Below are 22,644 nucleotides of genomic sequence, written 5' to 3'. Positions count from 1 at the left end.
GTGACTACTATGATAAAAACAATCGTTACTACCCTTGCTCTGGTTGCTTCTGCATCCGGCTATGCAATGAAAATGATGGATGAAGCGGCGCTTTCGGATACTTATGGTCAGGCGATTTTTGAGGTGAACGATCAGTCGGTCACTCAGGCGGATGGTTCTTCACTGGATATGCTGCGTCTGACCATTGGTGCCCGTATCGAAATTAACGCTAACATTGATGAGCTGTCACTGGGCCGTTACTGGCGCCCAGAGGGCACCAACTGTACCGGCGGTGCTGGAGGCGACAAGATCTGTTACAACAACGTCGTTCCGGTAAGTTATAACGATAATATTAACTGGGCTTGTACTGCGAAGCCTTGTGGCTCTGTAGGTCTTGCGGAAAGTAATTACAAATCCTCCGCCTTGACTCACGAAACAGCTGGCCTGAGTTTCTTCGACTACCCGGGTGGTTTCCAACCGGATGGTGGCGTGGATATCAAACTGCGTGATCTGACCATGGGCCAGATCCGCGATAAGGGTAACGGTGTTTATGAAATGCTGCCGTTCGTGCAAGAGAACCCGTACTTTGAGTTTGCCTTCGACGAGTCGTCCGGCGTGCGTAAACTGGTGGGTTTCCGTTTAGGTGCAGAAGAGTCCTTTGGGTATCAGGGCAACATTATTGACGTGGTATCCGGTTTTATCAGACCTTCTATTGTAGCTGAGCCAAAATTAGGGGGCGTTATTCCGGTAGGGGAAATTAAGCTGGATGCATTTTTGGGTGGCGTGCGTACCATAGGCTGGCTGGATGCCAACAACCTCAATCTGTATTCGGTCTCCGGTCTGGCCAGTATTCTGGTGACGGATCCCGATAGCCTGGTTAATGAATCGAAAGAAGCCCAGCTGTTCCCGGTTCAGTCGAACTATATTGAGCACTCGAAAGCCTTTTTCTTCTCTGTCGGTACCCGCTCAATTCAGTGGAGCTCGGTACAGGGCTTTTCTCCAGAAGTTACCCAGCCGGGCTTCTGGATCAACCTGGGTGGCGATGATTCCCTGAAAGCCACCACGCAACAGGGCCAGCATCCAAACAACTACTTTCCGAGCCATCCTAAATTTCAGCTGTACGGTGGCAATACCAACTACGGTAACGTGAATACCCTGCCAAGCTGGTCGCAGACCTACACCAGCAACTGATAAAAAAGCCGGCGAACGCCGGCTTTTTTATTTAAGAATTCAGAGGATTATGCTGAATACTTGTTTGTATTAATGATCAGATAAGGTGCTGAGTCACTGCCGGAGTTTGCGACCCGTTCAGATACGGTAGGTCGCAATATTCGCTGGCAGCGCAGAAGGGAAACCCGCAGGATTATTGTTTGCCGTCAGGTGGCGTATAGAGGCGATGTCTTTGACGGGCTCCAGGCTCGCAATGCGGTTGTCGTTGATGTACAGGCGGTCGAGCTTAGGCAGGGTGCCCAGCGCTTCAATATTCGTGATGCTGTTGTTGGCAGCGGCCAGTGTATTGAGCTGCACCAGCTTGGTCAGCGGGCTGATATCAGATACCTGATTGCGGCTGATATCCAGATATGAAAGGTTTTTTAAATCGGCCAGCGGCGACAGATCCTGAATGTCGTTGAGTCTCAGATTCAGGACTCTGAGTTGCTGAAACTGCTCGATTCCGTCCAAAGAGCCGATGTTATAGTCCGCGCATTCCAGTATCTGCAATTGCTGGGTGTAGGAAACGCCGGTTTCTTCCACACAGGTGCGCAAAGCACTGTCTGAGATGAGGTTCAGATTAAGCGGAGTCTGTTTAACGTCGCTGATTTGTGAGCCGTTGCCTGCGCTGTCAGGCGAACCTGTGTTGGCAGATGAGGCATGGCCAGAACTTCCACCTGAGTTTCCGCAGGCGGCGAGTACAGAAGACATCGCTAGCGCGAGGGCGCATTTGTTCCAGGAACGGGTCATGGTGATGTTGTCTTATTATTTTTGTAATGTGTTCCATCGTACCACAAGGCATGTATTGACACCACTTTGCGGGGTATTTTGAAGTGCTTTGTAACCGATTGTTTTTTATAGAAAAATAAAAGTCTGCCCGTTTTGTCACATAGAGCAGTTAAGGAATTTCATGCTGGATCTGAATGAACTCACGGTTTTTATCCGGGTTGTCGACGAAGGCAGTTTTACCAGTGCCGGTAAGGTGCTGGGGATGCCTAAGTCGCGTATCAGCCGCATGGTGGCCGACCTCGAAGAAAAGCTGGGTTGTCGCCTGCTGCAGCGTACCACGCGTCAACTGAGTCTGACCGAAGTGGGCGCTGCTTACTACAACCGCTGTCGCCATCTGGTGAATGAGATTCTCGAGACCCACGAGATGATTTCTGATCGTGAGGAAAACCCTCAGGGGTTGCTGCGCATCGCGGTACCTATGGTGATGGGCAGCACGGTGATTGGTCAGCACATTGGTGGGTTCCAGACCCTGTTCCCGGATATCCGCATCGAGATTGTTCACTATGGTGAGTCAACCAATCTGGTGCAGGACGGGTTCGATGTGGGTTTCTTCGCCGGCGACATGCCGGACTCCACCTTAATCGGGCGTAAGCTGCTCGATGCCGATTCTGTGCTGGTCGCGTCACCTGAATACCTCGGCAGAATGGGCAAGCCGGTTCATCCGCAGGACCTGCAGAACATGAAATGCGTGAAGAACAGCGCGGGCCCGCAGGATCAATGGTATGAGATGGTGCACTGCGATACCGGCGAGAGTGTCAATGTGCGGGTTGATCATGTGGTGTCGACCAATCTGGTGACTTCGGCACTAGGGGCCATTATCAGCGGCGCTGGTATCGGGCAGCTGCCATTTCTGGTGGCGGTCGAGCACGTGATTTCAGGACAACTGGTGCCGCTGTTTTCTGATTGGGAACTGAAGCGTATCCCCATTTCTCTGGCTTACCCATCGCGCCAGTATTTGCCGCGCAAAGTCCGGGCGTACATCGACTTTGTGGTGAACAGCATTGAGCAACTGGAAACCCGGGTGAACAAACTGCCGACCGTTGAAGAACGGCTGGCGGCTTTTACGACCTTAATGGCGGAGCCACCGACGGTCTCCTGAGCGGCCGCCGTACTGGTCGCTGCAGGTTGCCGCTGCTAGTCTGAACTCTGGTGTGCCAGAGAGGACAACAGATGGCGTCAGTGGCCCGTATACACAGTCCGGCCGTGACCGGTGCTGCGCAGGACATCATCACGCAACTGGTGCGCGACGGTGTGCTGGTGGCGTCTGATGCGGCGTCGGCTGATCTGTTGGTCGTGCCAGCAGGGCAGGCCTGCCCCGCTCATCGGGCGGATGCTTTTGTCCTGACCGAAGCGGATGCTGGACACATCGCCGGCGCCAATGAAATCCTTCTGCCGCCGGGTATGCCTCCGGTTTTTCTGCGCAATGCGCTCACACAGGCGCTGCGCCTGCAGAGGGCTGAGCAGGCGGCCAGTCAGCTGCAGCAGTCCCTGCAGCAGCAGGAGCAGCAGCTTGAGCGCCTGATGCAAATTGGTCTGGCGTTATCGGCAGAGCAGGATCATCCGGCGCTGCTGGCCCGCATCCTGACCGAAGCCCGCCGCTTCGCCCATTGCGATGCCGCTTCTATATTCCTGATCGAAGAAAAGGGCGGTGAGGCACCTGAGCTGGTGTTTAAGCTGACTCAGAACGATTCCGTCGCACTCGACTTCACCGAGCAGCGCTTTCCCCTGAATACCCAGTCTTTGGCTGGCTTCGCCGCGATTGAAGGGCAGATTCTTAACTTTGATGACGTTTACGCCATTCCAGACTCGGCGCCGTATCATTTTAATCAGGCCTTCGATCACCGCATTGGTTATCGCACCCGCTCGATGCTGGTCATTCCGATGCGCACCCACGACGGCCGGGTGACCGGTGTCATCCAGTTCCTGAACCGCAAGAAACATGAAGCCATCCGGCTGACGTCGCCTGCCTTGTGCGAGGCCCAGACCATCCCGTTTGATGAGCCTCTGGTAACCCTGCTGGAAACGCTGGCCAGCCAGGCGGCGGTGGCGATTGAAAACAACCTGCTGGTTGAACGCATTAATATGCTGTTTGAAGGCTTTGTGCGGGCCTCGGTGCGCGCCATTGAACAACGCGACCCGACCACCAGTGGCCATTCGTTCCGCGTCGCTGAGCTGACCGTGGCGCTGGCGGAAGCCACCGACATGAGCCGCCTGCCTGCACTGCAGGCGATCCGCTTTACGCTGCCGCAACTGCGTGAACTGCGCTACGCCGCGTTGTTGCACGACTTCGGTAAGGTCGGCGTGCGCGAGCATGTGCTGGTAAAAGCCAAAAAGCTGTCGCCAGAAGCCTGGCTGCGTTTTCAGTTCCGTATGGATATCCAGCACGAACGCGTTAAAAACCGTTTTCTGACCCTGCGCCTTGAGCACATGCGGGCGCATACCCTGTCGTCTGCGCTGGATGAAACATTGGCCGCTGAAGAAGCCAGTGAGCTGGCCCGTATTCAAAGCATGCGTTCGGCCGTATCGCTGGCCAACGAACCGAGCGTATTGGATGAAGATACCTTCGGGCATCTGCAGGCGATCCGGCAAGAGCGCTTTACGGAACGCGATGGCCGCGATGTGCCCCTGCTGGATGAAGACGATTTTCTTTCGCTGGCCGTTAAGCGGGGCAGTCTTACCTTAGAAGAGCGGCAGGAAATCGAAAGCCACGTCACCCATACCATTAATTTTCTGGCAACCATTCCCTGGACGCCTGAACTCAGCGGCATTCCATCCATTGCCGGTGCCCACCATGAAAAGCTGGATGGCACGGGTTATCCCTTTGGTCTTAGTGAACCCCAGATTCCGCCTGGCGCAAAAATCATGGCCGTGTGCGATATCTTCGATGCGCTGACCGCCTCAGACCGCCCGTACAAACCAGCGCTGCCCGTTGAACGGGCGCTCGATATTCTCAACGCTGAAGGAAAATCCGGAAAAATTGATCAGAATCTGGTCAGGATTTTTACGGAATTACCCCTCACTCACATCCTGCCCTCGCTGAAATCGCTCTGACGTCTGCGCCGGTGTCATCCGGCTGAATGTCATGTAAGTGTCATATATCCGCAACATACTGCACCCCGTCAATTTATGGTGCGGTGTGTTAACGGACGTTCCTGATCACCCGGACGATCGCAGCTACTCTGCCGAACCCACACCGCTGTAATTTCCTGTGTTCCTCTGGGGGGCTAAATGAAATCAAACCGTGTGCTGCTCACCGCGGCGTCTGCACTGTTTACTGCTCAGGCGATGGCTGGTCAGGCCGTTTTTTATGTGACTGAAGAAGGCGCTGCCGTACGTGATCTGGCAGTTACCATTGATGGCCAGAAAAAGCTGGTCAGCTCTGCAGGCTTTGTTGTGTTCGACATTAAAGAAGGTGAACACAAAGTTGAGCTGTCTAAATACGGTGAGTGGTTAGGTGAATTTGATTTCGCAACCGCCAGCGCTGCAGAAAATGCAGAAGTACAGGTAGAAATGATTGGTGGCGAAGCCATGCCAACCATTAATACCTACGTCAGCGGACAAGAACAGATTGCCGGTATCGGTCAGATTTCCGGTTACCTGCAGTCGGATGAAACCGGTGGCCCGGTTGCTGGCGCCCGTATTTCTGTGAACGGCACTGAACAGGCGGTAATGACCGACAACGATGGTCATTTTGCCTTCGAACTGCCGCGTGGCGAATATTCCCTGAGCATTGCGCATCCGAATTATGGCAAACGCGATGTCAAAAATGTACGCGTGATGAGCAACGTCAATACCGGCGTTAATCTGACCATGAGCATGTCCGGTGACGGCATGATCGAAGAAGTCGTAGCGGTTGGCTCTTATATTCCTTCTACCGCCACCGCACAGGAACGTGATTCATCCGCCGTACTGGATGCGATCGGTGCTGAACAGATGTCCCGCTTTGGTGATTCGTCGGCCGCTTCTGCGTTAACCCGTGTTGCCGGTGTTTCGGTTGTTGGCGGTCAGTTCGCCGTTATCCGTGGTCTGGCAGGACGTTATATTTCCTCTACCCTGAACGGCAGCCTGATGCCAAGTACCGACCCAATGCGTCGTGATGTGCCGCTGGATCTTTTCCCGGCAAGCGTGCTGGGCGGTATCGATATTCAGAAGAGCTTCACGCCGGATCTGCCTGGTGACTCTACCGGTGGTTCTATTGGTATGACCACCAAAGGTATGCCGGATGCAACCGGTGGTAAGGCCAGTGTGACTCTGGGTATGAACTCTCGCACGACCTTCAGTGATATTAATGGCTACGAAGGCGGCAGCACCGATTTCCTGGGCTTTGACGACGGCACCCGTGAACAACCTTCGTATGCAGAAAGCATTACTGATGGCGGTAACTCCTTCGCTCGTGGCACCAGTGCCGACGAAAAAATCGAAATGACTCAGTCGTTCGATCACAACTACGGTGTTCAGCAGGTGCAGGCAAAACCGGCCCGTGGTTTTTCTGTGTCTTACGGCACTCTGGATGAAGAAAGCGAAGGCTCCACCGGCATGTACGGTGCGTTCAGTTACAGCGATAAATGGACTGCCCGTCACGATGCTCAAACCAACGACTCGGGTGTGGTTGGTGACTACGAGCGTACCGCGCGTAAGATCGATATGGCAGGCTATTTCTTCTACGGTTTTGAAAAAGACAACGCAGAATATCAGAGCCGCACTCTGCTGCTGCGCAAAACAGACAATACCATTAAAACTGCACACACCACTGATGTGGTAAACGACAAAGAATTCAATAAAACCACGCTGCAGTGGGTTGAGCGTCAGTATCTGGGGCAGCAATTCTCAGGTGCGCATCATTTTGAATTCCTGGGTGATGACTCTCTGGAATGGCGTGTTGGATTTGCACAAACTTCCCGTTATGAACCGGATCGTCGTGCGTATCGTTATGGCCGTAATACCGCGGCAGGTACCGACTTTACTCTTGAGGGTTCCATCGAGCGCCGTTATGCGGACCTGACTGAGAACACTTACGACGCCGGCCTGGATTACACCAGTGAAGTGTCTCTGGATACCTGGCTGCTGCGCAGCAAAGTGGGTGTCTCCCTGACAACCAAAGACCGTGAAGTTGATCTGGCCCGTTATGCCAGCAATACCGTGACGTCTCCTGTAGATGCCTCTCTGAGTCCGGATGAAATCTTCAGTGACTCGAATATCGAAAATGGTCTGGTCGGCTTCTCCGGCTCTACCACTCAGACCGACGATTACGAAGCCAATGAAACCATCACAGCCGGTTATTTCTCGGAAGAACTGGATATGGACAGCGTCAGCGTTCTGGCAGGTCTGCGCTTTGAAGGGGTGACTCAGGAACTGAAATACCCGTCCAAAGAAGAGGATGCTTCGTCCAAGCTGGATGAGAGTTATGTGTTGCCAGCGCTGTCTGCGAACTGGCGCGTCACGGAAGATATGCAGCTGCGTGGCAGTATGACTCAGACCGTTTCCCGTCCGGGCATTACCGAACGTTCTGAGTCTGTTCAGTACGATCCGGAAACCGATAAAGAGTTGATCGGTAATCCGGATCTGGAAATTTCTCACATCGATAACTTTGACCTGCGCGGTGAATATTATTTATCCGATGAAGAGAGCGTGACTGTTGCTCTGTTCTATAAAAACATCACGGATCCAATTGAGCGTGGTGTGCCGGATGCTGATGGTTCCGCTGCCGATGGTTATACCTTCCGTAACGTACCAAGCGCTGAGTTGAGCGGTATGGAGCTCGATTTCCGCCTGAATTATCTGGATACCGACAGTCTGAGTGCTTTTGTCTCCGGCAACATGGCCTACGTTGATTCCAATGTGGATCTGTCCGGTACTGATGCAGAGCGTCTGGAAGGTGTTTCTTCGCGTGAATTGCAGGGGCAATCCAAATATCTGGGCAACCTGCAACTGGGCTTTGACGAATTGTCCACCGGACAGTCCATTACCCTGCTGGCGAATTATTTTGATGACCGAATCTATGCGACGTCCCGAGGTGATGGCGGAGCCATCATGGAAAAAGGCCGTATGACCTTTGATGTTGTATACCGCTATGACGTGTCTGAAACCCTCCTGGTAAAAGCCAAGGCATCCAATATTACCGATGAGCCAGTGCGTTTTACTCAGGATGGTGTGGACTTTGAAAAATACTACGAAGGAACTGATTTCAGCGCGTCTGTTGAGTATCAATTCTGAGTTTTGTAATGGAACTGCAATGAAAGTGCGCAACACTGCGTGCACTTCTTCTGCAAGTAACAACTTCTTTTAATAGGGGAAATAATGATGGAATTTAACAAGAGCTATCTGGCTGTTGCTCTGGCAGCGGCAAGTCTGGTTGGTTGCGGCGGCGACAGCAGCAGCAGCAGTAAGAAAGATCTGGGTGAATACTCCTTCCTGGAATGTAACACCGCTCAGACTGAGTGCTACGTGTCCGGTACCATCAACGAAGATTTCACCATGAGCGCCGATGTTAAATACATCCTCGACGGTCTGGTGCGTGTAGGTCGCGGTAACATTGCTTTCACAGCTTCTTCTGACGTTGTTGCTGCTCAGGAAGACGGTGTGACTCTGACTGTTGAAGCCGGTTCTAACGTTCGCGCTGAAAACTCCGGTGTTCTGGTTGTTACCCGTGGTTCCAAGCTGATGGCAGAAGGTACCAAAACTGCACCAATCACCTTCAGTTCTGTTGATGAAGGTCTGGACGGCATGGCTGAGTGGGGCGGTGTGATCATTCAGGGCTTCGCTCCACAGTGGGGTCAGGGTAACACTGGTGCTTGCTACGCAGACGGCATCGACGACACTGCGTCTTACGGTGAAACTGCAGTATGTAACGTGACTGGCGAAGGCGGTGACGGCGTTGGTAAATACGGCGGTAACATCCCGGGCGACAACAGCGGTGTTATCAAATACGTTCGTATCGCTGAAGCTGGTAAGTCTGTTGGTGTAGACAACGAAATTAACGGTCTGACTCTGATGGGCGTTGGTTACGGCACTACCATCGACTACATTCAGGTTCACAATAACCTGGATGACGGTATCGAGTGGTTCGGCGGTACTGTAAACGTAACTCACGCGGTTCTGACCGGTAACGACGACGACGACATCGACTTCGACTCTGGTTACATGGGTAACGTTCAATACGCTCTGGTTGTTAAGAATCAGACCGCTGGCGCAACTCCAAGCGGCACCAACGATCCACGTGGTATCGAAGGTAACTCTGACAAAGCCAAAAACGAAGAAACCAGCAAGACTCACGCAGCAATCGCTAACGTGACTCTGATTGGTGGCGAGATCAACAATGGTCAGCCTGGTATCAAACTGCGTGGTCAGGTAAATACCGATCTGGCTAAAGTAGTTGTTACTGGCTTCACCTCTGGTTGCTACGAGATCAAAGATTCTGAAGAAACCAACGTTTCTGTTCAGGACCTGATCTGTGACGGCACCCTGACCATTGCCAAGGCGAATGAGCCAGCGTCTGGTACCCCGGTATCTACCAATGCCGCTATCACATTCAACGCTGCTGGCGCTGCGCAGAATGCTGAAGCCTCTGCTGCTGGTATCACCACTGACTTCGCGGCTGTGGACAACGGTTCTGACTTCGCGTTCGACAACACCTCTTTCGCTGGTGCTGTTAACCCAGACGGTTCTGACAACTGGACCGAAGGTTGGGTAATCGAAGGTTCTCTGGACAGCCTGACTTCAGTAAACGCTGACTAATCTTCGGATTACGATGTGAAAAACGGCACCCTCGGGTGCCGTTTTTTTTTGCCTGTCATTTTATAAGTGCGCACATTGTCATTTATCACTAAGCCATTGGCAGCTCTGGCTTTTCCGCTTTGTCACATATCTGAAGCCTTTCTGTAATGTCACGGAAGTGTCACAAAACTGCAGTATCGTGCGCACTGAATTTGGGGAGCCTGACTTCAGGCGTAACTGGTCATAACGGGTAATAGATATGCAACTGCGAACTCGTAACCTTCTGGCAGCAGCCCTGCTGAGTGCCGTGGCAGCTGGCGCAACCGCCGCTACCATCGACAGCGCTCTGGATCAGGGGGTTAACCGTGCGGATAAAGCACAGCAATCACAGCAAAAGATCGATGCGGTCGACAACAGCATCCGCGCATCTGAGCGTGAATATCGTGGTCTGGTCAAAGAAATTGACGGCCTGAACGTATACATCACTCAGCTGAATAAGCAGCTGAATGCCCAGCAGGATGAGCTGGCCAGCATCGAAGCCAGCATTAAAAACGTCACTCTGGTTGAGCGTCAGATCACGCCGCTGATGCTGCGTATGATCGACGCTATCGACCAGTTCGTGGCCGCTGACGTGCCTTTCCTGAAAGACGAACGTACCCGTCGCGTGAATACCCTGAAAGATCTGATGGGCCGTTCCGACGTCACCGTTGCGGAAAAATACCGCAAGGTTATGGACGCGTATCAGGCGGAAGTGGACTACGGCCGTACCATCGAATCGTACCGTGGCACGCTGGACGTGAACGGTCAGCAGCGCGAAGTGGATTTCCTGCGCGTGGGTCGTATTTCTCTGGTTTATCAGACACTGGATGGTCAGGAACTGGGCGTGTGGAACACCACGGCCGCTGCATGGCAGCCACTGGATTCTGCGTACAAGAGCAAAGTCATGGCCGGTATCCGTATCGCCCGTGAACAGGCTGCTCCGGATCTGATTAAAGTACCGGTTGCTGCGCCACAGGAGACACGTTAATGAACTTTAAAGCGTTATTGGTAGCGGCTGCCGTTACTTTCAATCTGAGCATGCCGGCCATCGCTGCCGAGCCTGTGACCGTTGACAGCCTGCTGGATTTGGTAAAACAGGGTCAGGCGCGTGACGACAAAGATTTTAAACAACGCATGGCGCGCTTTAATGCGTCCAAGCAAGAGCAGGAAAAGCTGGTCAACGAAGCGGTTGCTGAACGCACCCGTCTGGAACAGCTGAGCGCGCAGAAAGAAAAACAATTCCAGCTGAATGAAACCGCGGTTAATGAAGCTCAGGATCGTCTGACCGAACGTATGGGCAGCCTGAAAGAATTGTTCGGTGTTCTGCAGCAGGTGGCCGGCGACACCAAAGGCGTGTTCGAAGGCTCTGTGATCAGTTCTGAAATTCCGGGTCGTGAAGAATTCCTGACCGATCTGATCAAGACTGCAGGTTCCTCTTCCAAGCTGCCATCGATCGACGATCTGGAACAGCTGTGGTTCGAAATGCAGCGTGAAATGACCTACAGCGGTCGTGTATCCACATACACTGCCGACGTGATTCTGCCTTCCGGTGATACCACGTCCGAAAAAGTCGTGCGTGTGGGTGGTTTTAACGCGGTTGCCAACGGCAATTATCTGAACTGGGATATGGAAGCCGGTCATCTGGTTGAACTGGATAAACAGCCTGGCGGTCGTTACAACGGTCCTGCGGCGGATCTGGAAAACGCCAGCGGTACTGAACTGACCGGTTTCTGGATTGACCCTTCGCGTGGTCAGCTGCTGAAAATTCTGGGCCAGTCACCTGAGCTCACCGATCGTGTTGATCAGGGTGGTGCGGTTGGTTACGTGATCATGCTGCTGGGTGCCATTGGTATTCTGCTGGCGGTATGGCGCTGGGTCGTGCTGATTGTTGAGGGCCGTAAAATCCGCGCTCAAATGGATTCCGACGTACCGAATGAGAACAACGCTCTGGGTCGTGTAATGGCGGTATTTACTGCCAATAAAGACGCCGACACCGAAACGCTGGAACTGCACCTGGGCGAAGCCATTGCGGCGGAAATTCCACGTCTGACCCGTGCTATCGGCTGGATCAAAATCATTTCCGTGGTGGCTCCGCTGCTGGGTCTGCTGGGCACCGTAACCGGTATGATCGACGTGTTTGAAACCATGTCTCTGTTCGGCACCGGTGATCCGAAACTGATGGCGGGCGGTATTTCTCAGGCACTGGTTACCACAGTGCAAGGTCTGGTTGCGGCGATTCCGTGTGTGTTCCTGCACACTCTGACCAACAACCGTTCCCGCGAGCTGATGATGATTCTGGAAGAACGCGCCACCGGTATTCTGGCGCGCCAGTCTGAACAGCTTGCCCAGTCCACTTCTAAAGCGGCGTAATTCGATATGTTCGGTGAAGTCTACGAACCGGTCTATCTGTTCATGGAACGTGGAGGCGACGTCCTCTACGCCATCTTCGGACTGATCTTTATTCTGTGGCTTCTGGTTCTGGAGCGCGCCGGGTTCTTTCTCTTCTCTTACCGGGCGCAGGTTGCTGCCGCGGTAAAGGAATGGGAAAGCCGCAGTGAGCGCCGTTCATGGGCTGCGCATCAGATCCGTCAGGATCTGATCAGCGGCCTGACTCTGGACCTGACTGCCAATATGAGCACCATCAAAATGCTGATTGGTCTGGCCCCGTTATTCGGTCTTTTAGGCACAGTAACCGGCATGATCGAGGTATTTGACGTAATGGCCTTCCTTGGAAACGGCAGCCCGAAAGCCATGGCTTCCGGTATTTCCAAAGCCACCATCCCGACCATGGCGGGCATGGTGGGAGCGCTGACCGGCGTATTCGCCCAGTCACTGCTCGACCGCTATATAAAGCGTCAGAAAATTCACCTCGAAGATCAGTTAACGTTTGACCACTAAGCGGAATTTAAATTATGAGACGTGGTTTTTCTAACCTCACCCCGCAGGCAGAAGAAGGCGAGATCGACATTACGCCAATGCTGGACGTGGTATTTATCATGCTGATTTTCTTCATCGTGACCGCTTCCTTCGTGAAAGAGTCCGGTATTGAAGTGAATCGTCCGGATGCCAGCACCGCGCAGTCCAAACCGCGCGCCAACATCCTGATCGCCATTAACGATCTCGGTGAAATCTGGATCGACAAACGCAAAGTTGAAGAAAGCCAGGTACGCGCCAACATCGAACGTATGCACGCCGAAAACCCACAGGGCACCGTCGTCATTCAGGCCGATGAAGAAGCGAAAACCCGTCAGCTGGTTGCGGTCATGGATGCCGCCCGTGCCGCCGGTGTTACCGACGTGTCGTTAGCGACGGAGGCAAAATAATGATGCAATCGTCCATGCTTCGCTTCGGCGCTGCACTGGCGGTTGCTCTGGTGGCTACCTTTGCCGTGTTCTGGGTTATGCAAAGCCTGATCAGTTCCGGTGGTTCTGTGCTTAATACACAGGACTTCGGCAAAATTCAGAGCTTTGTGATGAACAAACCGGATGACGATGTTCAGACCAAAGAACGCAAACCGCAAAAGCCACCAACACCGCCTGCTGAACCTCCGAAGCCGGATATGCCGCGCCCGGATGTGGCCAAGGCCGATACCAGCAACTTTGACGTTGGTGGTTTCGATATGGGCACCGATCTGGCGGTCGACGCCGGGCTCGGTGGTGGTACCGGTGATGGTGAATATCTGCCGATCGTGAAGGTTGCGCCGAATTACCCGCGCCGTGCTGCCCAGAAAGGTATTGAAGGGTACGTGGTGGTGGAATTCACCGTAACCACATTGGGTACTGTAGCCGACCCGCACGTGATTGAAGCCGACCCGCAGGGTATTTTCGATCGCGAAGCGCTGGCGGCGGTCAGTAAGTTTAAATACAAGCCAAAAATGGAAAATGGCAAGCCGCTGGAAGTAAAAGGTGTGCGCAACATTATCCGTTTCGAACTCGACAAGAGTGGCAATTAACAGGAGCCTGATATGAAAAAGCCCATTACGGTCATCATGGCAGGTCTGCTGAGCTACGGTGCGTTACTGGCAGTGCCGGTCACCACCGTTCAGGTTCATGCTGAAGAAAGTACGGACAATCAGGCGGCTAAGCCGCGTGTAAAACGCACCCAGACCCTGCGCCCGGTGATTTTCAAAAAGCTGGATGCCGTGCGTGCTCTGGCTGATGAAAAGAAATACGCCGAAGCCCTCGACGAACTGAACGCGGTGGAAAAAATCCGCCGCAATTCGTACGAACAGGCGATGACGCACAACATGTTTGCCTATGTGTATTTCAATCAGGAAAACTACAAAGGCGCCATCGGTGCGTACAACAAAGTGCTGGCGACCGACGGTATTCCGGACAGTCTGGAACAGACCACACGTTACAGCGTGGCCAAACTGTATCTGATGCAGGAAGACTACAAGTCGGCACTGACCGAACTGAATAAATGGTTCGCCATTGTCGAAAAGCCGGGTGCTGAAGCCTACATTCTGCGCGCGCAGATCCAGTTCCAGCTGGAGCAATACAACAAAGCGCTGCCGGATGTGAAAAAGGCCATCGCCATGATCAAAGAGCAGGGCAACCTGCCGAAAGAAAACTGGCTGATGCTGGAACGTGCGGTGTATTACCAGAACAAAGACTTCAAGAGTCTGGCGCGTTGTCTGCAGGATCTGGCCACTCTGTACCCAAAACCACAATACTGGGTGCAGCTGGCGGCGGTTTACAGCGAGCTGAGTCTGCCGAAGAAAGAACTGGCGACGCTGGAAACAGCGTACGATCAGAAATTTCTGACCAAGGAAAATGAACTGATCAGCTACGCGCAAGCACTGCTCGGACAGGAAATTCCGGTCAAAGCAGCAGCGGTTCTGGAAAAAGGCATGAAGGACGACATCGTTAAACCCAACGCGAAAAATCTGTCGTTGCTGGGCGATGCCTGGATGCTGGCCAAGGAATACGACAAAGCGATCGACGTGATGGGCAAAGCAGCGAAAGAATCCGGTAAAGGCATGGATTTCTTTAAGCTGGCTCAGATCCACACCGAACGTCAGGAATGGAAACTGGCGCTGCAGAATGTCGAAGCCGCGCTGAAAGCCGGCGACCTGAAAGAGCCTTCACAGGCGTACATTCTGAAAGGTCTGGTGCTGTTCAATCTGGACGATCTGCCGTACGCCCGCGACACGTTCGAACAGGCGCATCAGTTTGCCGGTTCCGAGAAAATGGCGGACCAGTGGCTGAAGTACATCGACGGCGAACAAAAGCGTCGTGAGTACATGGCAGAAGCGGGTTGATCAGAGCCTGTAAGGCTGAATCGTGAGGGTTGAACGGGAGTATCCGGACAGCCATCAGGTGCCAGTACAAAGCCAATAAGAAGACAATAAAAAGGGGCCTTTACCGGCCCCTTTTTATTGGTTCATTTTATTGGCACATTGAGTAGCAGGTCAGCATCCGTTCAGCGGCAGCTCAAGAATGTCCGCCACCGCCATCAGACGGATCGCCGGATGCTTACTCAGCAGAAATTCATGGTGCCCGATAATGGCCTGCGCTTGCAGATGTGGCTTATTCTGCGTGGTATGCGCATCCTGCGCCAGAATAACCTGATACCCCTGACTGGCGGCACTGAAGCAGGTACGGTCAATGCAGAAATCGGTGGCGTAACCACAGACAATCAGCTGCTCAATACCGCGCCCGTTAAGCACGGCGTTCAGGTCGGTACCCATAAAGGCATCCGGGGTGCGCTTACGGATAATGCAGTCCTGATCGCCGGCGTTCAGGTCCGCCAGTAATTCCCAAGCATGGGAGCCCGGCTCCAGCACATTGGGAATTTCATGTTGAATCAGCACTGTCGTAAGCCCCGTCGTCCGCGCATGGGTCACCAGCTTCACCGTGTTGGTGACCACGTCGGCTGCGCGGTAAGGCTGATTGTCGGATGCGAATACGCCGTTCTGGACGTCGATAACGAGCAATGCTGTTTTCATAAAAAATCCCTGTTAAATAACGGCATCCTGACGGACGCCCCCACAGTTCCGCACGATGTTGTGCACTGTGTCAGTTAATTAAATACGGAATTTGTGAACGGGATAAGTCGGCAGGCAGAGTATTTTTCTGAAACCCGGCGCGCAGAAGGCGGCGCCGGGTTGCGCAAAGACGATGCAGCGTCTTTGGCGCTGGTTTTCTAACCCTGTATCAGAAGGGCATTCCGGAGAATGCTGCGACAGAGGCTGAAAATGGGCGGTTATTTCTTTTTCGGCGTCCAGGCCCAGATCATGGTGGCCTTCACGGTTTCGGTACCGCTGGCGTCGGTAATGACCACGGGCACCTGAATTTCGCCTTTTTCGGTTGTCTGCACAAACGCCAGTTGCTCCGCCGAGAAGGAGGCAACGGCTTTCATATCGCCACTGGCGCGTTTCAGATATTCGAGTTCCATTTTACGGATCACGATGATGCGGTCGTCCGGAACACTCATGCCGGTCATAAAGCCGGTGGCGGACTCCGCCAGCAGACCCATAGCAGCAGCATGCACACTGCCGATGTGGTTCTGCACTTTCTTTTTGTTGCGCATCACAATCACACATTCGGTCGGTGACAGTTTCTCTACGCGGGTGCCAGAGGTGCCGGCGAATGGAATAACGCGGCCCATGACTTTGGACAGAACCCAGGGACGGATGCTTTCCGGCAGATTATTGACTTTATTAACAACGGAGCTGAGGCGGTTAGTCTTGGCCATGATGGGTGTAGGACCCTTGTTTTGTTATGTGAAGGGGCCAGTTTAGGCGGGGGTTATGGGCTTTGGATTGGCCGAAGTGACAGTCTGCACAGGGATTGGCCTTCGTTTGCCTGTTGTTGTGGTACGTCTGTGCCGATAATGGGTTGTTCCTAAAACAAAGTTGTAACAAGGTACCACTATCGTGGGCGGCCTGAAGACATTCTCACAATAACACTGGAGCTCCTATGAACCACGTAACCCGCTCAGCGCTGACGCTGCTGGCTCTGTCGGTGGCTGTGCCACAGGCACTGGCCATGTCGAAAACCCCGGACCCGCTGCCGGACACCCCAAGCGTGAACAAAACCGTCCGTTTTATTGCCATTGGCGATATGGGCACCGGCTCTGACGGCCAGTACAAAGTGGCGGCCGCCATCGAAACTGTGTGTGCCGAACGTGGCTGTGATTTTGCGCTGGGCCTTGGCGACAATATTTACGAATCCGGCGTGGATGCGGTGGACGATCTGCAGTTCGTGACCAAATTCGAAGACCCGTACAAAAATCTGAATTTCCCGTTTTATATGACGCTGGGTAACCACGACAACACTTGGCTGTTTGCCGGTGATGGTCTGGATAACGACAAGGGTGATATTCAGGTGCGTTACACCTACCGCGAAGGCCGCCCGAGCAACAAATGGACAATGCCGGCGCGCTACTTCACCTTCAATGCACCATTAAACGATGAACAGCCGCTGGTCACCTTCCTGTCGATGGATTCCAACCCGCTGGCCGCCGTGGGCGATGCTGATGCGGAATACTGGCAGCTGCCGTACAAGAAAAAAGAAGCCGAATGGATCGACAACGCGCTGAGCACATCGGCAGCGCCGTGGAAAATTGCCTTTGCGCACCATCCGTTCCTGTCCAACGGTAATCACGGTAATGCAGGTATGTACGACGGCGTACCGGGAGCCGGTGTTGTTTATTACGACATGGTAAAAGATCACGTGTGCAATAAAGCGGATGTGATCATCACAGGTCACGATCACGATATGCAGCTGCTGAAAGCCGTGGATAAATGCGGCAAAACCGTGCACATGGTTTCCGGTGCGGGCGCCAAGGCGCGCAGCCTGAAAGACGAGAACCGCAACGAGGTGTACTGGCAGCAGGGTTCCACTCTGGGCTTCTTCTACATCGAAATCGTGGGTGATGAATTCCGTGCAACGGCCTATACCGTGAACGGCACCAGCGGTGAAATGACCCGTGCGTTTGATCAGACGCTGACCCGTCAGTAAGGGTCTTTCAGCCACTCCATAGGTGGATGCAGTCCGCGACAGCGGCTGGCGTGCTACCAATAAAAAGCCCCGCTCAGCGGGGCTTTTTATTGGCAATTTTACAGTCCTTCTTTAAGGCAAAGTTGCCCGATGACCGGCGCCTGACATTTATTCGACACCGGCAATAAAGTCGCTCATCAGTGTGGCGGTTTCATGGGGAATTTCCACCATCGGCAGGTGGCCGATGCCCGGGTAAATTTTTACCTGAGCCTGAGGTAATTTCTGTTTGAACACCTCAACCGACGACACATCCAGCACACGGTCTTCTGCGCCCCAGATAATCAGGGCCGGCATGGTCGCATTTTCGCTCAGTTGCTGTTCGAAATTGGACGCCGTCAGCTCGTCTTTGGTCGCCATCATGTCAGAAAAGATTTCGCGGTTAATGCCTTCGCGGGCGAGGGTTTTACGCACCACCGCCGGACGCAGCGGCCACGGCAGGGCCGGCGGCTGGCTCATGACGAAATTCCAGCGGTATTCGAAGCTGTCTTCGTCGGTGGCAATTAACGGGTTTTTACCCTCGGCCAACGCCTTGAAATAGTCGCTCTGGTTGGGGGCATCGACACCGGCGGCATCGATCAGGGTCAGGCTCAGCACCTGCTGCGGGTAGCGGGTAGCAAAAATCGCACTGATGGCACCGCCCATGGAATTTCCGGCAATGTGCACCGCCTGAGTACCGTTTTTTTCCAGCAGTGCGTGCAGGCGTTCGGCCTGACGGATCAGGTTGTAATCTTCATTCACCGGCGCCGGGGTGTCGCCGTGGCCGGCCAGATCCGGAATAATCAGGTGATAATTCTCCGGCAGCTCGGCGGCGAATTTCAGCCAGGTATCTTTGTTGGCGGAAAAACCGTGCAGCAGCAGCAGGGTCGGACCTGTGCCCGGGCGTTCCAGATAGCGCATCTCAACGTCGCCGACATCGGCGCTGTGCAGGGTCAGATGGGCTGCATCGCGCCCCAGTTCGATGGCTTTTTCAAACAGGGTGTCCTGCTGGCCGGCGGTGCAGCCTGACAGCATCAGCGCGGCGGCAAAGGCAGCCGGCAGAGCAGGCAGGGCCAGACGACGGCTCAGCGAGCCCAGTGGCAGACGGTTGAATGGCATAACGAATCCTGAGTTTATTGTTCTGATTGAAGCAGCCGGGCCAGAGATTCTGCGTGCTCGATGGCGGCCCCCATGTGTTCGGGTGCCAGAATATGGCCGGGCCGGCAGACCAGCAGAATGCCATCGGACCATTCAATGTGAAGGTGAGGATGTGCCAAAAGCCAGTCGCACAACGTGGGCGTCAGCCGCGGCCACAGCCGTTGCGGGTCGCGGCTGAGTACCTGCCACTGACGCAGCAGCAGGGGTTTCTGATCGGTTCTTAACGGCTGCAGCCGGTAATGATTGCCTTCAGAAAACGCATCGTGACTGAGCCAGCGGCTTTTGCTGATGGCGAAGGCGGGCAGCCCCGGCAGCGGGCAGGCCAGCAGCAACAGGCTCTGGGTTGAGGTGCCTTCCGGCATCACCACGCTGTAATCGAATACACTGACATAGCTGCGCTGACGGAAGGTGCCTTCCAGCAGGTGACGGAAATGGCGGAATTGGCCGCTCTCAATAATGGCAAAATGGGCATCGCGTATGCGGTTGCTGATGCTGGCGTACGGGCGGTAATCCAGCCCGAGGTCGCGTGCGGTAGCGCTCAGGGTTTTGCCTCTGCGACCAGTGTCGACTACCAGCACGAGAAACAGCAGGCCAATAATGGCGGCGGTGACCAGTAAACTGACGAGGGGTACCAGAAGGGTCGACATGGGCGTCTCTCAGCGGGTTTTGCGATCGAGTGTAACACTCCTTATCATCGCGCATCGTCAGTCCGCCGCCTTTGGCTTTGGCAGTGGCCGTACCGAATTTCACAGGAGCAGCTTTTGACTTCAGCAAGCGAAAAACCGGTTGTCTGTAAAACGCTGAAAACCCGCTCGGGGCACAAACTCGGCATCCTCACCCTGAACGCGCCGGCGGCCATGAACGCCGTCGACCTGACCATGGTGAATCTGATCGACCGCCAGCTGAAGCGCTGGGAGGACGATGACGACGTGGTTGCCATCTTTATGCACGGCGCCGGCGACAAAGCCTTCAGTGCCGGTGGCGATATCCGCAAGCTGTACGACAGCATGTGCGCCGACGGCGATGAGCAGTATCGCTACGCCGATGCCTTCTTCAGCGGTGAATACGGCAAGAATTACCGCGTCCATCTGGTCACCAAGCCGCTGGTCGCCTGGGGCAATGGTTTTGTGATGGGCGGCGGTCTTGGTTTGTTCATCGGCGCCAATCACAGAATCGGTACCGAAACCCTGAAGCTTGCCTGGCCGGAAGTGCGCATCGGCTTGTTCCCCGACGTAGCCGCCAGCTGGTATTTGTCGCATCTGCCGTACCCGGCCGGACACTGGATGGCGCTGACCGGCAGTCACATGAACGCCGTCGATTGCCGCGCCCTGACGCTCACTCAGTACGCCATGGCCCACAGCCAGCAGGCCGACGTGATCAAGGTCCTGAAAACCCTGAGCTGGACCGCCAACGCCGCTGAGAATCACCACAAAGTGCGCGATGCCCTGCATGCGCTCGAAGACGAATGCCCGCTGAGCTTACCGGCCAGTCGCATGGACGACGCCCGTGCCGATATTCAGGCGCTGCTGGCCGACCGTTCACTGAGCGCCATTGCGCGCCGGTTTGAGGCCTACGCCGGCAATAACGACTGGGTGAAGCAGGGGATTGCCAATTTCCGCGCCGGTTGCCCGGCCACGGCACAACTGATCATGGTGCAGCTGGAGCGCGGCGCGCTGATGAGTCTGAAAGAAGTGGTGCAGTGGGAACTGATTCTGGCCTATCAGGCTGTCCGCCATCCGGATTTCGCCGAAGGTATCCGCGCCATGGTGGTGGATAAAGACTTTGCGCCGCGCTGGGCGCATTCGCATGTGGATGCGGTGCCGAAGAGCTGGGTCGACGGCCTGATGCACTCGCCCTGGTCGCGGGATGAACACCCGCTGGCGGATCTTTAACGACAGCGAAAGCGCGCTTACAACCGCAGCGCGCTTTCGGCCTCGTCCATTTCTTCTTCCAAAGCTTCCCACTGGGTGACTTCGTCGTCGGTATCCAGACCCAGACGGTGGAAAGACGCCACCTGTGAACGGTCGACCTTGGCCAGTGGGTGGTTACTGTCGGCATGGCTTTGCAGGGTGGCTACCTGCACCAGATCAACGTAGTCCGCTTTGTCTGCGCTGTGCTTCAGGTTCAGATATTCCTTCGGCACCATCGCCAGTTCCGGCATGAACTCCCAGCTTTTCAGAATGTAGCTGCCCAGCGACGGATGCAGTTTCTCCAGCACCATGTCGAGCGACAGGCTGTCGCGCAGCAGATCTTCGTGTTCTTCGGCGTAGGCCAGAATGGGCAGCATGCCTATCTGGTGGACCAGCCCGGCGAGCAGCGCCTGATCCGGATGCAGCTTGGTGAAATGCTTGGCCAGTACCTGGCAGGCCGCGGCAATTTCCACCGCCCGTGACCAGCATTCGCGCATGCGCTTGTCGATGATGTCGTGGGTGGCCTGAAACATCTGCTCCATCGCCAGCCCGACGGCCAGATTGCTGGTGAAGTTAATGCCGAGGCGGGAAATGGCGGTGCCGAGGTCGGTGACCGGGCTGGAGGTGCGGATCAGCGGGCTGTTGGTGACCTTGATGATGCGTGCCGACAGCGCCGGGTCTTGCGCAATGATCTGCGCCAGTTGCGGAATGGTGCTGTTCACATCCTCGGCCACTTCGCGCACGCGCAAGGCGATCTCGGGCAGGGTGGGCAGCACCAGTTGGTCGTTTTTGATCTGGGCGACGATGTCGTCTTTTACCTGAAGCGCCAGGTTGGTCATGCTAAAGCCTCTTTAGTCCCGGCGCCGCCGGGTCAATCGGGGGAGGACGGCGCATCCGCCTCCTTACTGGCTTCAGTATAGAAAAGCGTGGCGATGTTGACGGTGTTTTCGCAGGCGTTGGCGCTGACCGGGCATTCTTCACCCTGCACAATGGCCAGACCGTGCTGCCCGTGCCAGCTGGCGATCTCGCCGATGCTCTTGCCGTGGGCGTCATGCAGGGCATCGAGCGGCTTCAGGTCCAGTGGCTGTGACGCACTGACCGACACCAGCTGTTTCTTGGCTTTGCCCAGATACTGCAGGCGCGCCACGATTTCCTGACCTGTGTAACAGCCTTTCTTGAAGTTCACGCCGCCCTGCACCTGCCAGTCGATAAACTGCGGCACCCAGGCTTCGCGCGAGACGTCTTCTACCCACACCAGTCCCATGGCCTGATCCGCCCGCTGCCACGCGGCGGCGTCTGCGTCGGCCGTCAGTCCCCAGATTTCTTCTCGGCCATCGGGCCAGCTCAGGACGCACTGATCACCGTCGGCGCGCAGGGGATGCTGGCCGTTGAGGGTGCTTTGCTGCAGGGAATCCGGCAGACGGCCGGCCAGCGGGCGTTCGTCGATACTCATACGGGTTTTGTAAAACACGGCGTATTTGCCCAGATGCGCTTTCAGAGCTTCGGCCTGAGCGGCGGGCAGGCGCAGCCAGAAGTCCTGACCCAGACGGGCAATGATGAAGTTCGCCACCATGCGGCCTTTGGCTGTGCAGCAGGCCCCGGCTTCCCAGTGCTGGTCGGCCAGTTTCACCACGTCGCAGGTCAGCTGACCCTGCAGGAAGCGTTCGCTGTCCGGGCCTTCGACTTTCAGCAGGCGGTACTGGGCGAGGGAAACGGGAAAGGTGATGCTGGTGGACATAAAAAACTCCGTAAAACTTGAGCCGGGCGCAGAGTCTACTGCAAAAGTCGCACGGCCCACAGCGGCCGGTGCGCGCTGTCAGGGTCTCTGCATCGCCCGATTTTGGTATACTCCGCCGTCCCGAGAG

At 54.9% G+C, this 22,644-nt stretch carries 20 protein-coding genes; 13 read left to right on the top strand and 7 right to left on the bottom strand.

Annotated features, from left to right (window positions below; genetic code table 11):
* Positions 1 to 9: 9 nt before the first annotated feature.
* Positions 10 to 1,170, top strand: a complete 1,161-nt coding sequence (locus ACQUQU_RS10525) for a hypothetical protein (protein WP_430459639.1) — start codon at positions 10 to 12, stop codon at positions 1,168 to 1,170.
* A gap of 117 nt (positions 1,171 to 1,287) precedes the next feature.
* Here the strand turns inward: ACQUQU_RS10525 and ACQUQU_RS10520 are convergent, their stop codons facing one another.
* Complete coding sequence (locus tag ACQUQU_RS10520; RefSeq protein WP_430459638.1) at positions 1,288 to 1,743, bottom strand: leucine-rich repeat domain-containing protein; 456 nt, start codon at positions 1,741 to 1,743, stop codon at positions 1,288 to 1,290.
* Positions 1,744 to 2,098: 355 nt separating this feature from the next.
* Here ACQUQU_RS10520 and ACQUQU_RS10515 point away from each other — a divergent pair, with 355 nt between their 5' ends.
* From ACQUQU_RS10515 to ACQUQU_RS10470, 10 genes are all read left to right on the top strand, one after another.
* Positions 2,099 to 3,076 carry a LysR family transcriptional regulator gene (locus ACQUQU_RS10515; protein WP_430459637.1) on the top strand — a complete coding sequence of 326 codons (978 nt, stop codon included), beginning with the start codon at positions 2,099 to 2,101 and terminating at the stop codon, positions 3,074 to 3,076.
* Between the two features lie 71 nt (positions 3,077 to 3,147).
* Positions 3,148 to 5,028, top strand: coding sequence for an HD-GYP domain-containing protein (locus ACQUQU_RS10510; RefSeq protein WP_430459636.1), 1,881 nt, complete (start codon positions 3,148 to 3,150; stop codon positions 5,026 to 5,028).
* A gap of 177 nt (positions 5,029 to 5,205) precedes the next feature.
* On the top strand, positions 5,206 to 8,190 hold the full coding sequence (locus ACQUQU_RS10505) for a TonB-dependent receptor domain-containing protein (protein WP_430459635.1): 2,985 nt from the start codon (positions 5,206 to 5,208) through the stop codon (positions 8,188 to 8,190).
* Positions 8,191 to 8,277: 87 nt separating this feature from the next.
* On the top strand, positions 8,278 to 9,711 hold the full coding sequence (locus ACQUQU_RS10500; RefSeq protein ID WP_430459634.1) for a hypothetical protein: 1,434 nt from the start codon (positions 8,278 to 8,280) through the stop codon (positions 9,709 to 9,711).
* 238 nt (positions 9,712 to 9,949) lie between these two features.
* Entirely contained in the window at positions 9,950 to 10,717 is a 768-nt protein-coding gene (locus ACQUQU_RS10495; RefSeq protein WP_430459633.1) for a DUF3450 domain-containing protein, read from the top strand.
* Entirely contained in the window at positions 10,717 to 12,099 is a 1,383-nt protein-coding gene (locus ACQUQU_RS10490; protein WP_430459632.1) for a MotA/TolQ/ExbB proton channel family protein, read from the top strand. Before ACQUQU_RS10495 ends, ACQUQU_RS10490 begins: the two co-directional genes overlap by 1 nt.
* A 6-nt stretch (positions 12,100 to 12,105) precedes the next feature.
* Positions 12,106 to 12,627: a MotA/TolQ/ExbB proton channel family protein gene (locus ACQUQU_RS10485; protein ID WP_430459631.1), complete on the top strand. Its 522-nt coding sequence runs from the start codon at positions 12,106 to 12,108 to the stop codon at positions 12,625 to 12,627.
* A 14-nt stretch (positions 12,628 to 12,641) separates the two neighbouring features.
* The gene (locus ACQUQU_RS10480) at positions 12,642 to 13,052 is read left to right on the top strand and encodes an ExbD/TolR family protein (protein WP_430459630.1); all 411 of its coding nucleotides are present in this window, start codon (positions 12,642 to 12,644) and stop codon (positions 13,050 to 13,052) included.
* On the top strand, positions 13,052 to 13,681 hold the full coding sequence (locus ACQUQU_RS10475; RefSeq protein ID WP_430459629.1) for an energy transducer TonB: 630 nt from the start codon (positions 13,052 to 13,054) through the stop codon (positions 13,679 to 13,681). The genes ACQUQU_RS10480 and ACQUQU_RS10475 overlap by 1 nt, the downstream gene beginning before the upstream one ends.
* A gap of 12 nt (positions 13,682 to 13,693) precedes the next feature.
* Positions 13,694 to 14,992: a tetratricopeptide repeat protein gene (locus tag ACQUQU_RS10470; protein ID WP_430459628.1), complete on the top strand. Its 1,299-nt coding sequence runs from the start codon at positions 13,694 to 13,696 to the stop codon at positions 14,990 to 14,992.
* 150 nt (positions 14,993 to 15,142) lie between these two features.
* Here the strand turns inward: ACQUQU_RS10470 and ACQUQU_RS10465 are convergent, their stop codons facing one another.
* The gene (locus ACQUQU_RS10465; RefSeq protein WP_430459627.1) at positions 15,143 to 15,679 is read right to left on the bottom strand and encodes an isochorismatase family protein; all 537 of its coding nucleotides are present in this window, start codon (positions 15,677 to 15,679) and stop codon (positions 15,143 to 15,145) included.
* 257 nt (positions 15,680 to 15,936) lie between these two features.
* Positions 15,937 to 16,428, bottom strand: a complete 492-nt coding sequence (locus ACQUQU_RS10460; protein WP_430459626.1) for a DUF4442 domain-containing protein — start codon at positions 16,426 to 16,428, stop codon at positions 15,937 to 15,939.
* A 224-nt stretch (positions 16,429 to 16,652) separates the two neighbouring features.
* Between ACQUQU_RS10460 and ACQUQU_RS10455 the strand changes: the two genes are divergently transcribed.
* Positions 16,653 to 17,696 carry a metallophosphoesterase gene (locus ACQUQU_RS10455; RefSeq protein WP_430459625.1) on the top strand — a complete coding sequence of 348 codons (1,044 nt, stop codon included), beginning with the start codon at positions 16,653 to 16,655 and terminating at the stop codon, positions 17,694 to 17,696.
* Positions 17,697 to 17,843: 147 nt separating this feature from the next.
* Here the strand turns inward: ACQUQU_RS10455 and ACQUQU_RS10450 are convergent, their stop codons facing one another.
* The gene (locus ACQUQU_RS10450; protein ID WP_430459624.1) at positions 17,844 to 18,830 is read right to left on the bottom strand and encodes an alpha/beta fold hydrolase; all 987 of its coding nucleotides are present in this window, start codon (positions 18,828 to 18,830) and stop codon (positions 17,844 to 17,846) included.
* A 14-nt stretch (positions 18,831 to 18,844) separates the two neighbouring features.
* Positions 18,845 to 19,516 (bottom strand): hypothetical protein, encoded by a 672-nt coding sequence (locus ACQUQU_RS10445; protein WP_430459623.1) that lies wholly within the window; start codon positions 19,514 to 19,516, stop codon positions 18,845 to 18,847.
* A 114-nt stretch (positions 19,517 to 19,630) separates the two neighbouring features.
* On the opposite strand from ACQUQU_RS10445, the gene ACQUQU_RS10440 reads away from it, so the two are divergent.
* Positions 19,631 to 20,761 (top strand): enoyl-CoA hydratase/isomerase family protein, encoded by a 1,131-nt coding sequence (locus tag ACQUQU_RS10440; protein WP_430459622.1) that lies wholly within the window; start codon positions 19,631 to 19,633, stop codon positions 20,759 to 20,761.
* A 17-nt stretch (positions 20,762 to 20,778) separates the two neighbouring features.
* Here the strand turns inward: ACQUQU_RS10440 and ACQUQU_RS10435 are convergent, their stop codons facing one another.
* Positions 20,779 to 21,618, bottom strand: a complete 840-nt coding sequence (locus ACQUQU_RS10435; protein WP_430459621.1) for an HDOD domain-containing protein — start codon at positions 21,616 to 21,618, stop codon at positions 20,779 to 20,781.
* 32 nt (positions 21,619 to 21,650) lie between these two features.
* Entirely contained in the window at positions 21,651 to 22,517 is an 867-nt protein-coding gene (locus ACQUQU_RS10430) for a YgfZ/GcvT domain-containing protein (RefSeq protein ID WP_430459620.1), read from the bottom strand.
* Between the last annotated feature and the right edge of the window lie 127 nt (positions 22,518 to 22,644).

The sequence above is a fragment of the Thalassolituus sp. LLYu03 genome, assembly GCF_050507655.1.
In the GTDB taxonomy this organism is placed as follows: Bacteria; Pseudomonadota; Gammaproteobacteria; order Pseudomonadales; family Oceanobacteraceae; genus Venatoribacter.
This window is presented reverse-complemented; position numbering and strand designations above follow the sequence as displayed.

Excerpts from the sequence above, each read along its gene's own strand:
- ACQUQU_RS10525 (WP_430459639.1), top strand. The coding sequence starts at position 10 with ATGATAAAAACAATCGTTACTACCCTTGCTCTGGTTGCTTCTGCATCC.
- ACQUQU_RS10515 (WP_430459637.1), top strand. The coding sequence starts at position 2,099 with ATGCTGGATCTGAATGAACTCACGGTTTTTATCCGGGTTGTCGACGAA.
- ACQUQU_RS10510 (WP_430459636.1), top strand. The coding sequence starts at position 3,148 with ATGGCGTCAGTGGCCCGTATACACAGTCCGGCCGTGACCGGTGCTGCG.
- ACQUQU_RS10505 (WP_430459635.1), top strand. The coding sequence starts at position 5,206 with ATGAAATCAAACCGTGTGCTGCTCACCGCGGCGTCTGCACTGTTTACT.
- ACQUQU_RS10500 (WP_430459634.1), top strand. The coding sequence starts at position 8,278 with ATGGAATTTAACAAGAGCTATCTGGCTGTTGCTCTGGCAGCGGCAAGT.
- ACQUQU_RS10495 (WP_430459633.1), top strand. The coding sequence starts at position 9,950 with ATGCAACTGCGAACTCGTAACCTTCTGGCAGCAGCCCTGCTGAGTGCC.
- ACQUQU_RS10490 (WP_430459632.1), top strand. The coding sequence starts at position 10,717 with ATGAACTTTAAAGCGTTATTGGTAGCGGCTGCCGTTACTTTCAATCTG.
- ACQUQU_RS10485 (WP_430459631.1), top strand. The coding sequence starts at position 12,106 with ATGTTCGGTGAAGTCTACGAACCGGTCTATCTGTTCATGGAACGTGGA.
- ACQUQU_RS10480 (WP_430459630.1), top strand. The coding sequence starts at position 12,642 with ATGAGACGTGGTTTTTCTAACCTCACCCCGCAGGCAGAAGAAGGCGAG.
- ACQUQU_RS10475 (WP_430459629.1), top strand. The coding sequence starts at position 13,052 with ATGATGCAATCGTCCATGCTTCGCTTCGGCGCTGCACTGGCGGTTGCT.
- ACQUQU_RS10470 (WP_430459628.1), top strand. The coding sequence starts at position 13,694 with ATGAAAAAGCCCATTACGGTCATCATGGCAGGTCTGCTGAGCTACGGT.
- ACQUQU_RS10465 (WP_430459627.1), bottom strand. The coding sequence starts at position 15,679 with ATGAAAACAGCATTGCTCGTTATCGACGTCCAGAACGGCGTATTCGCA.
- ACQUQU_RS10460 (WP_430459626.1), bottom strand. The coding sequence starts at position 16,428 with ATGGCCAAGACTAACCGCCTCAGCTCCGTTGTTAATAAAGTCAATAAT.
- ACQUQU_RS10455 (WP_430459625.1), top strand. The coding sequence starts at position 16,653 with ATGAACCACGTAACCCGCTCAGCGCTGACGCTGCTGGCTCTGTCGGTG.
- ACQUQU_RS10450 (WP_430459624.1), bottom strand. The coding sequence starts at position 18,830 with ATGCCATTCAACCGTCTGCCACTGGGCTCGCTGAGCCGTCGTCTGGCC.
- ACQUQU_RS10445 (WP_430459623.1), bottom strand. The coding sequence starts at position 19,516 with ATGTCGACCCTTCTGGTACCCCTCGTCAGTTTACTGGTCACCGCCGCC.
- ACQUQU_RS10435 (WP_430459621.1), bottom strand. The coding sequence starts at position 21,618 with ATGACCAACCTGGCGCTTCAGGTAAAAGACGACATCGTCGCCCAGATC.
- ACQUQU_RS10430 (WP_430459620.1), bottom strand. The coding sequence starts at position 22,517 with ATGTCCACCAGCATCACCTTTCCCGTTTCCCTCGCCCAGTACCGCCTG.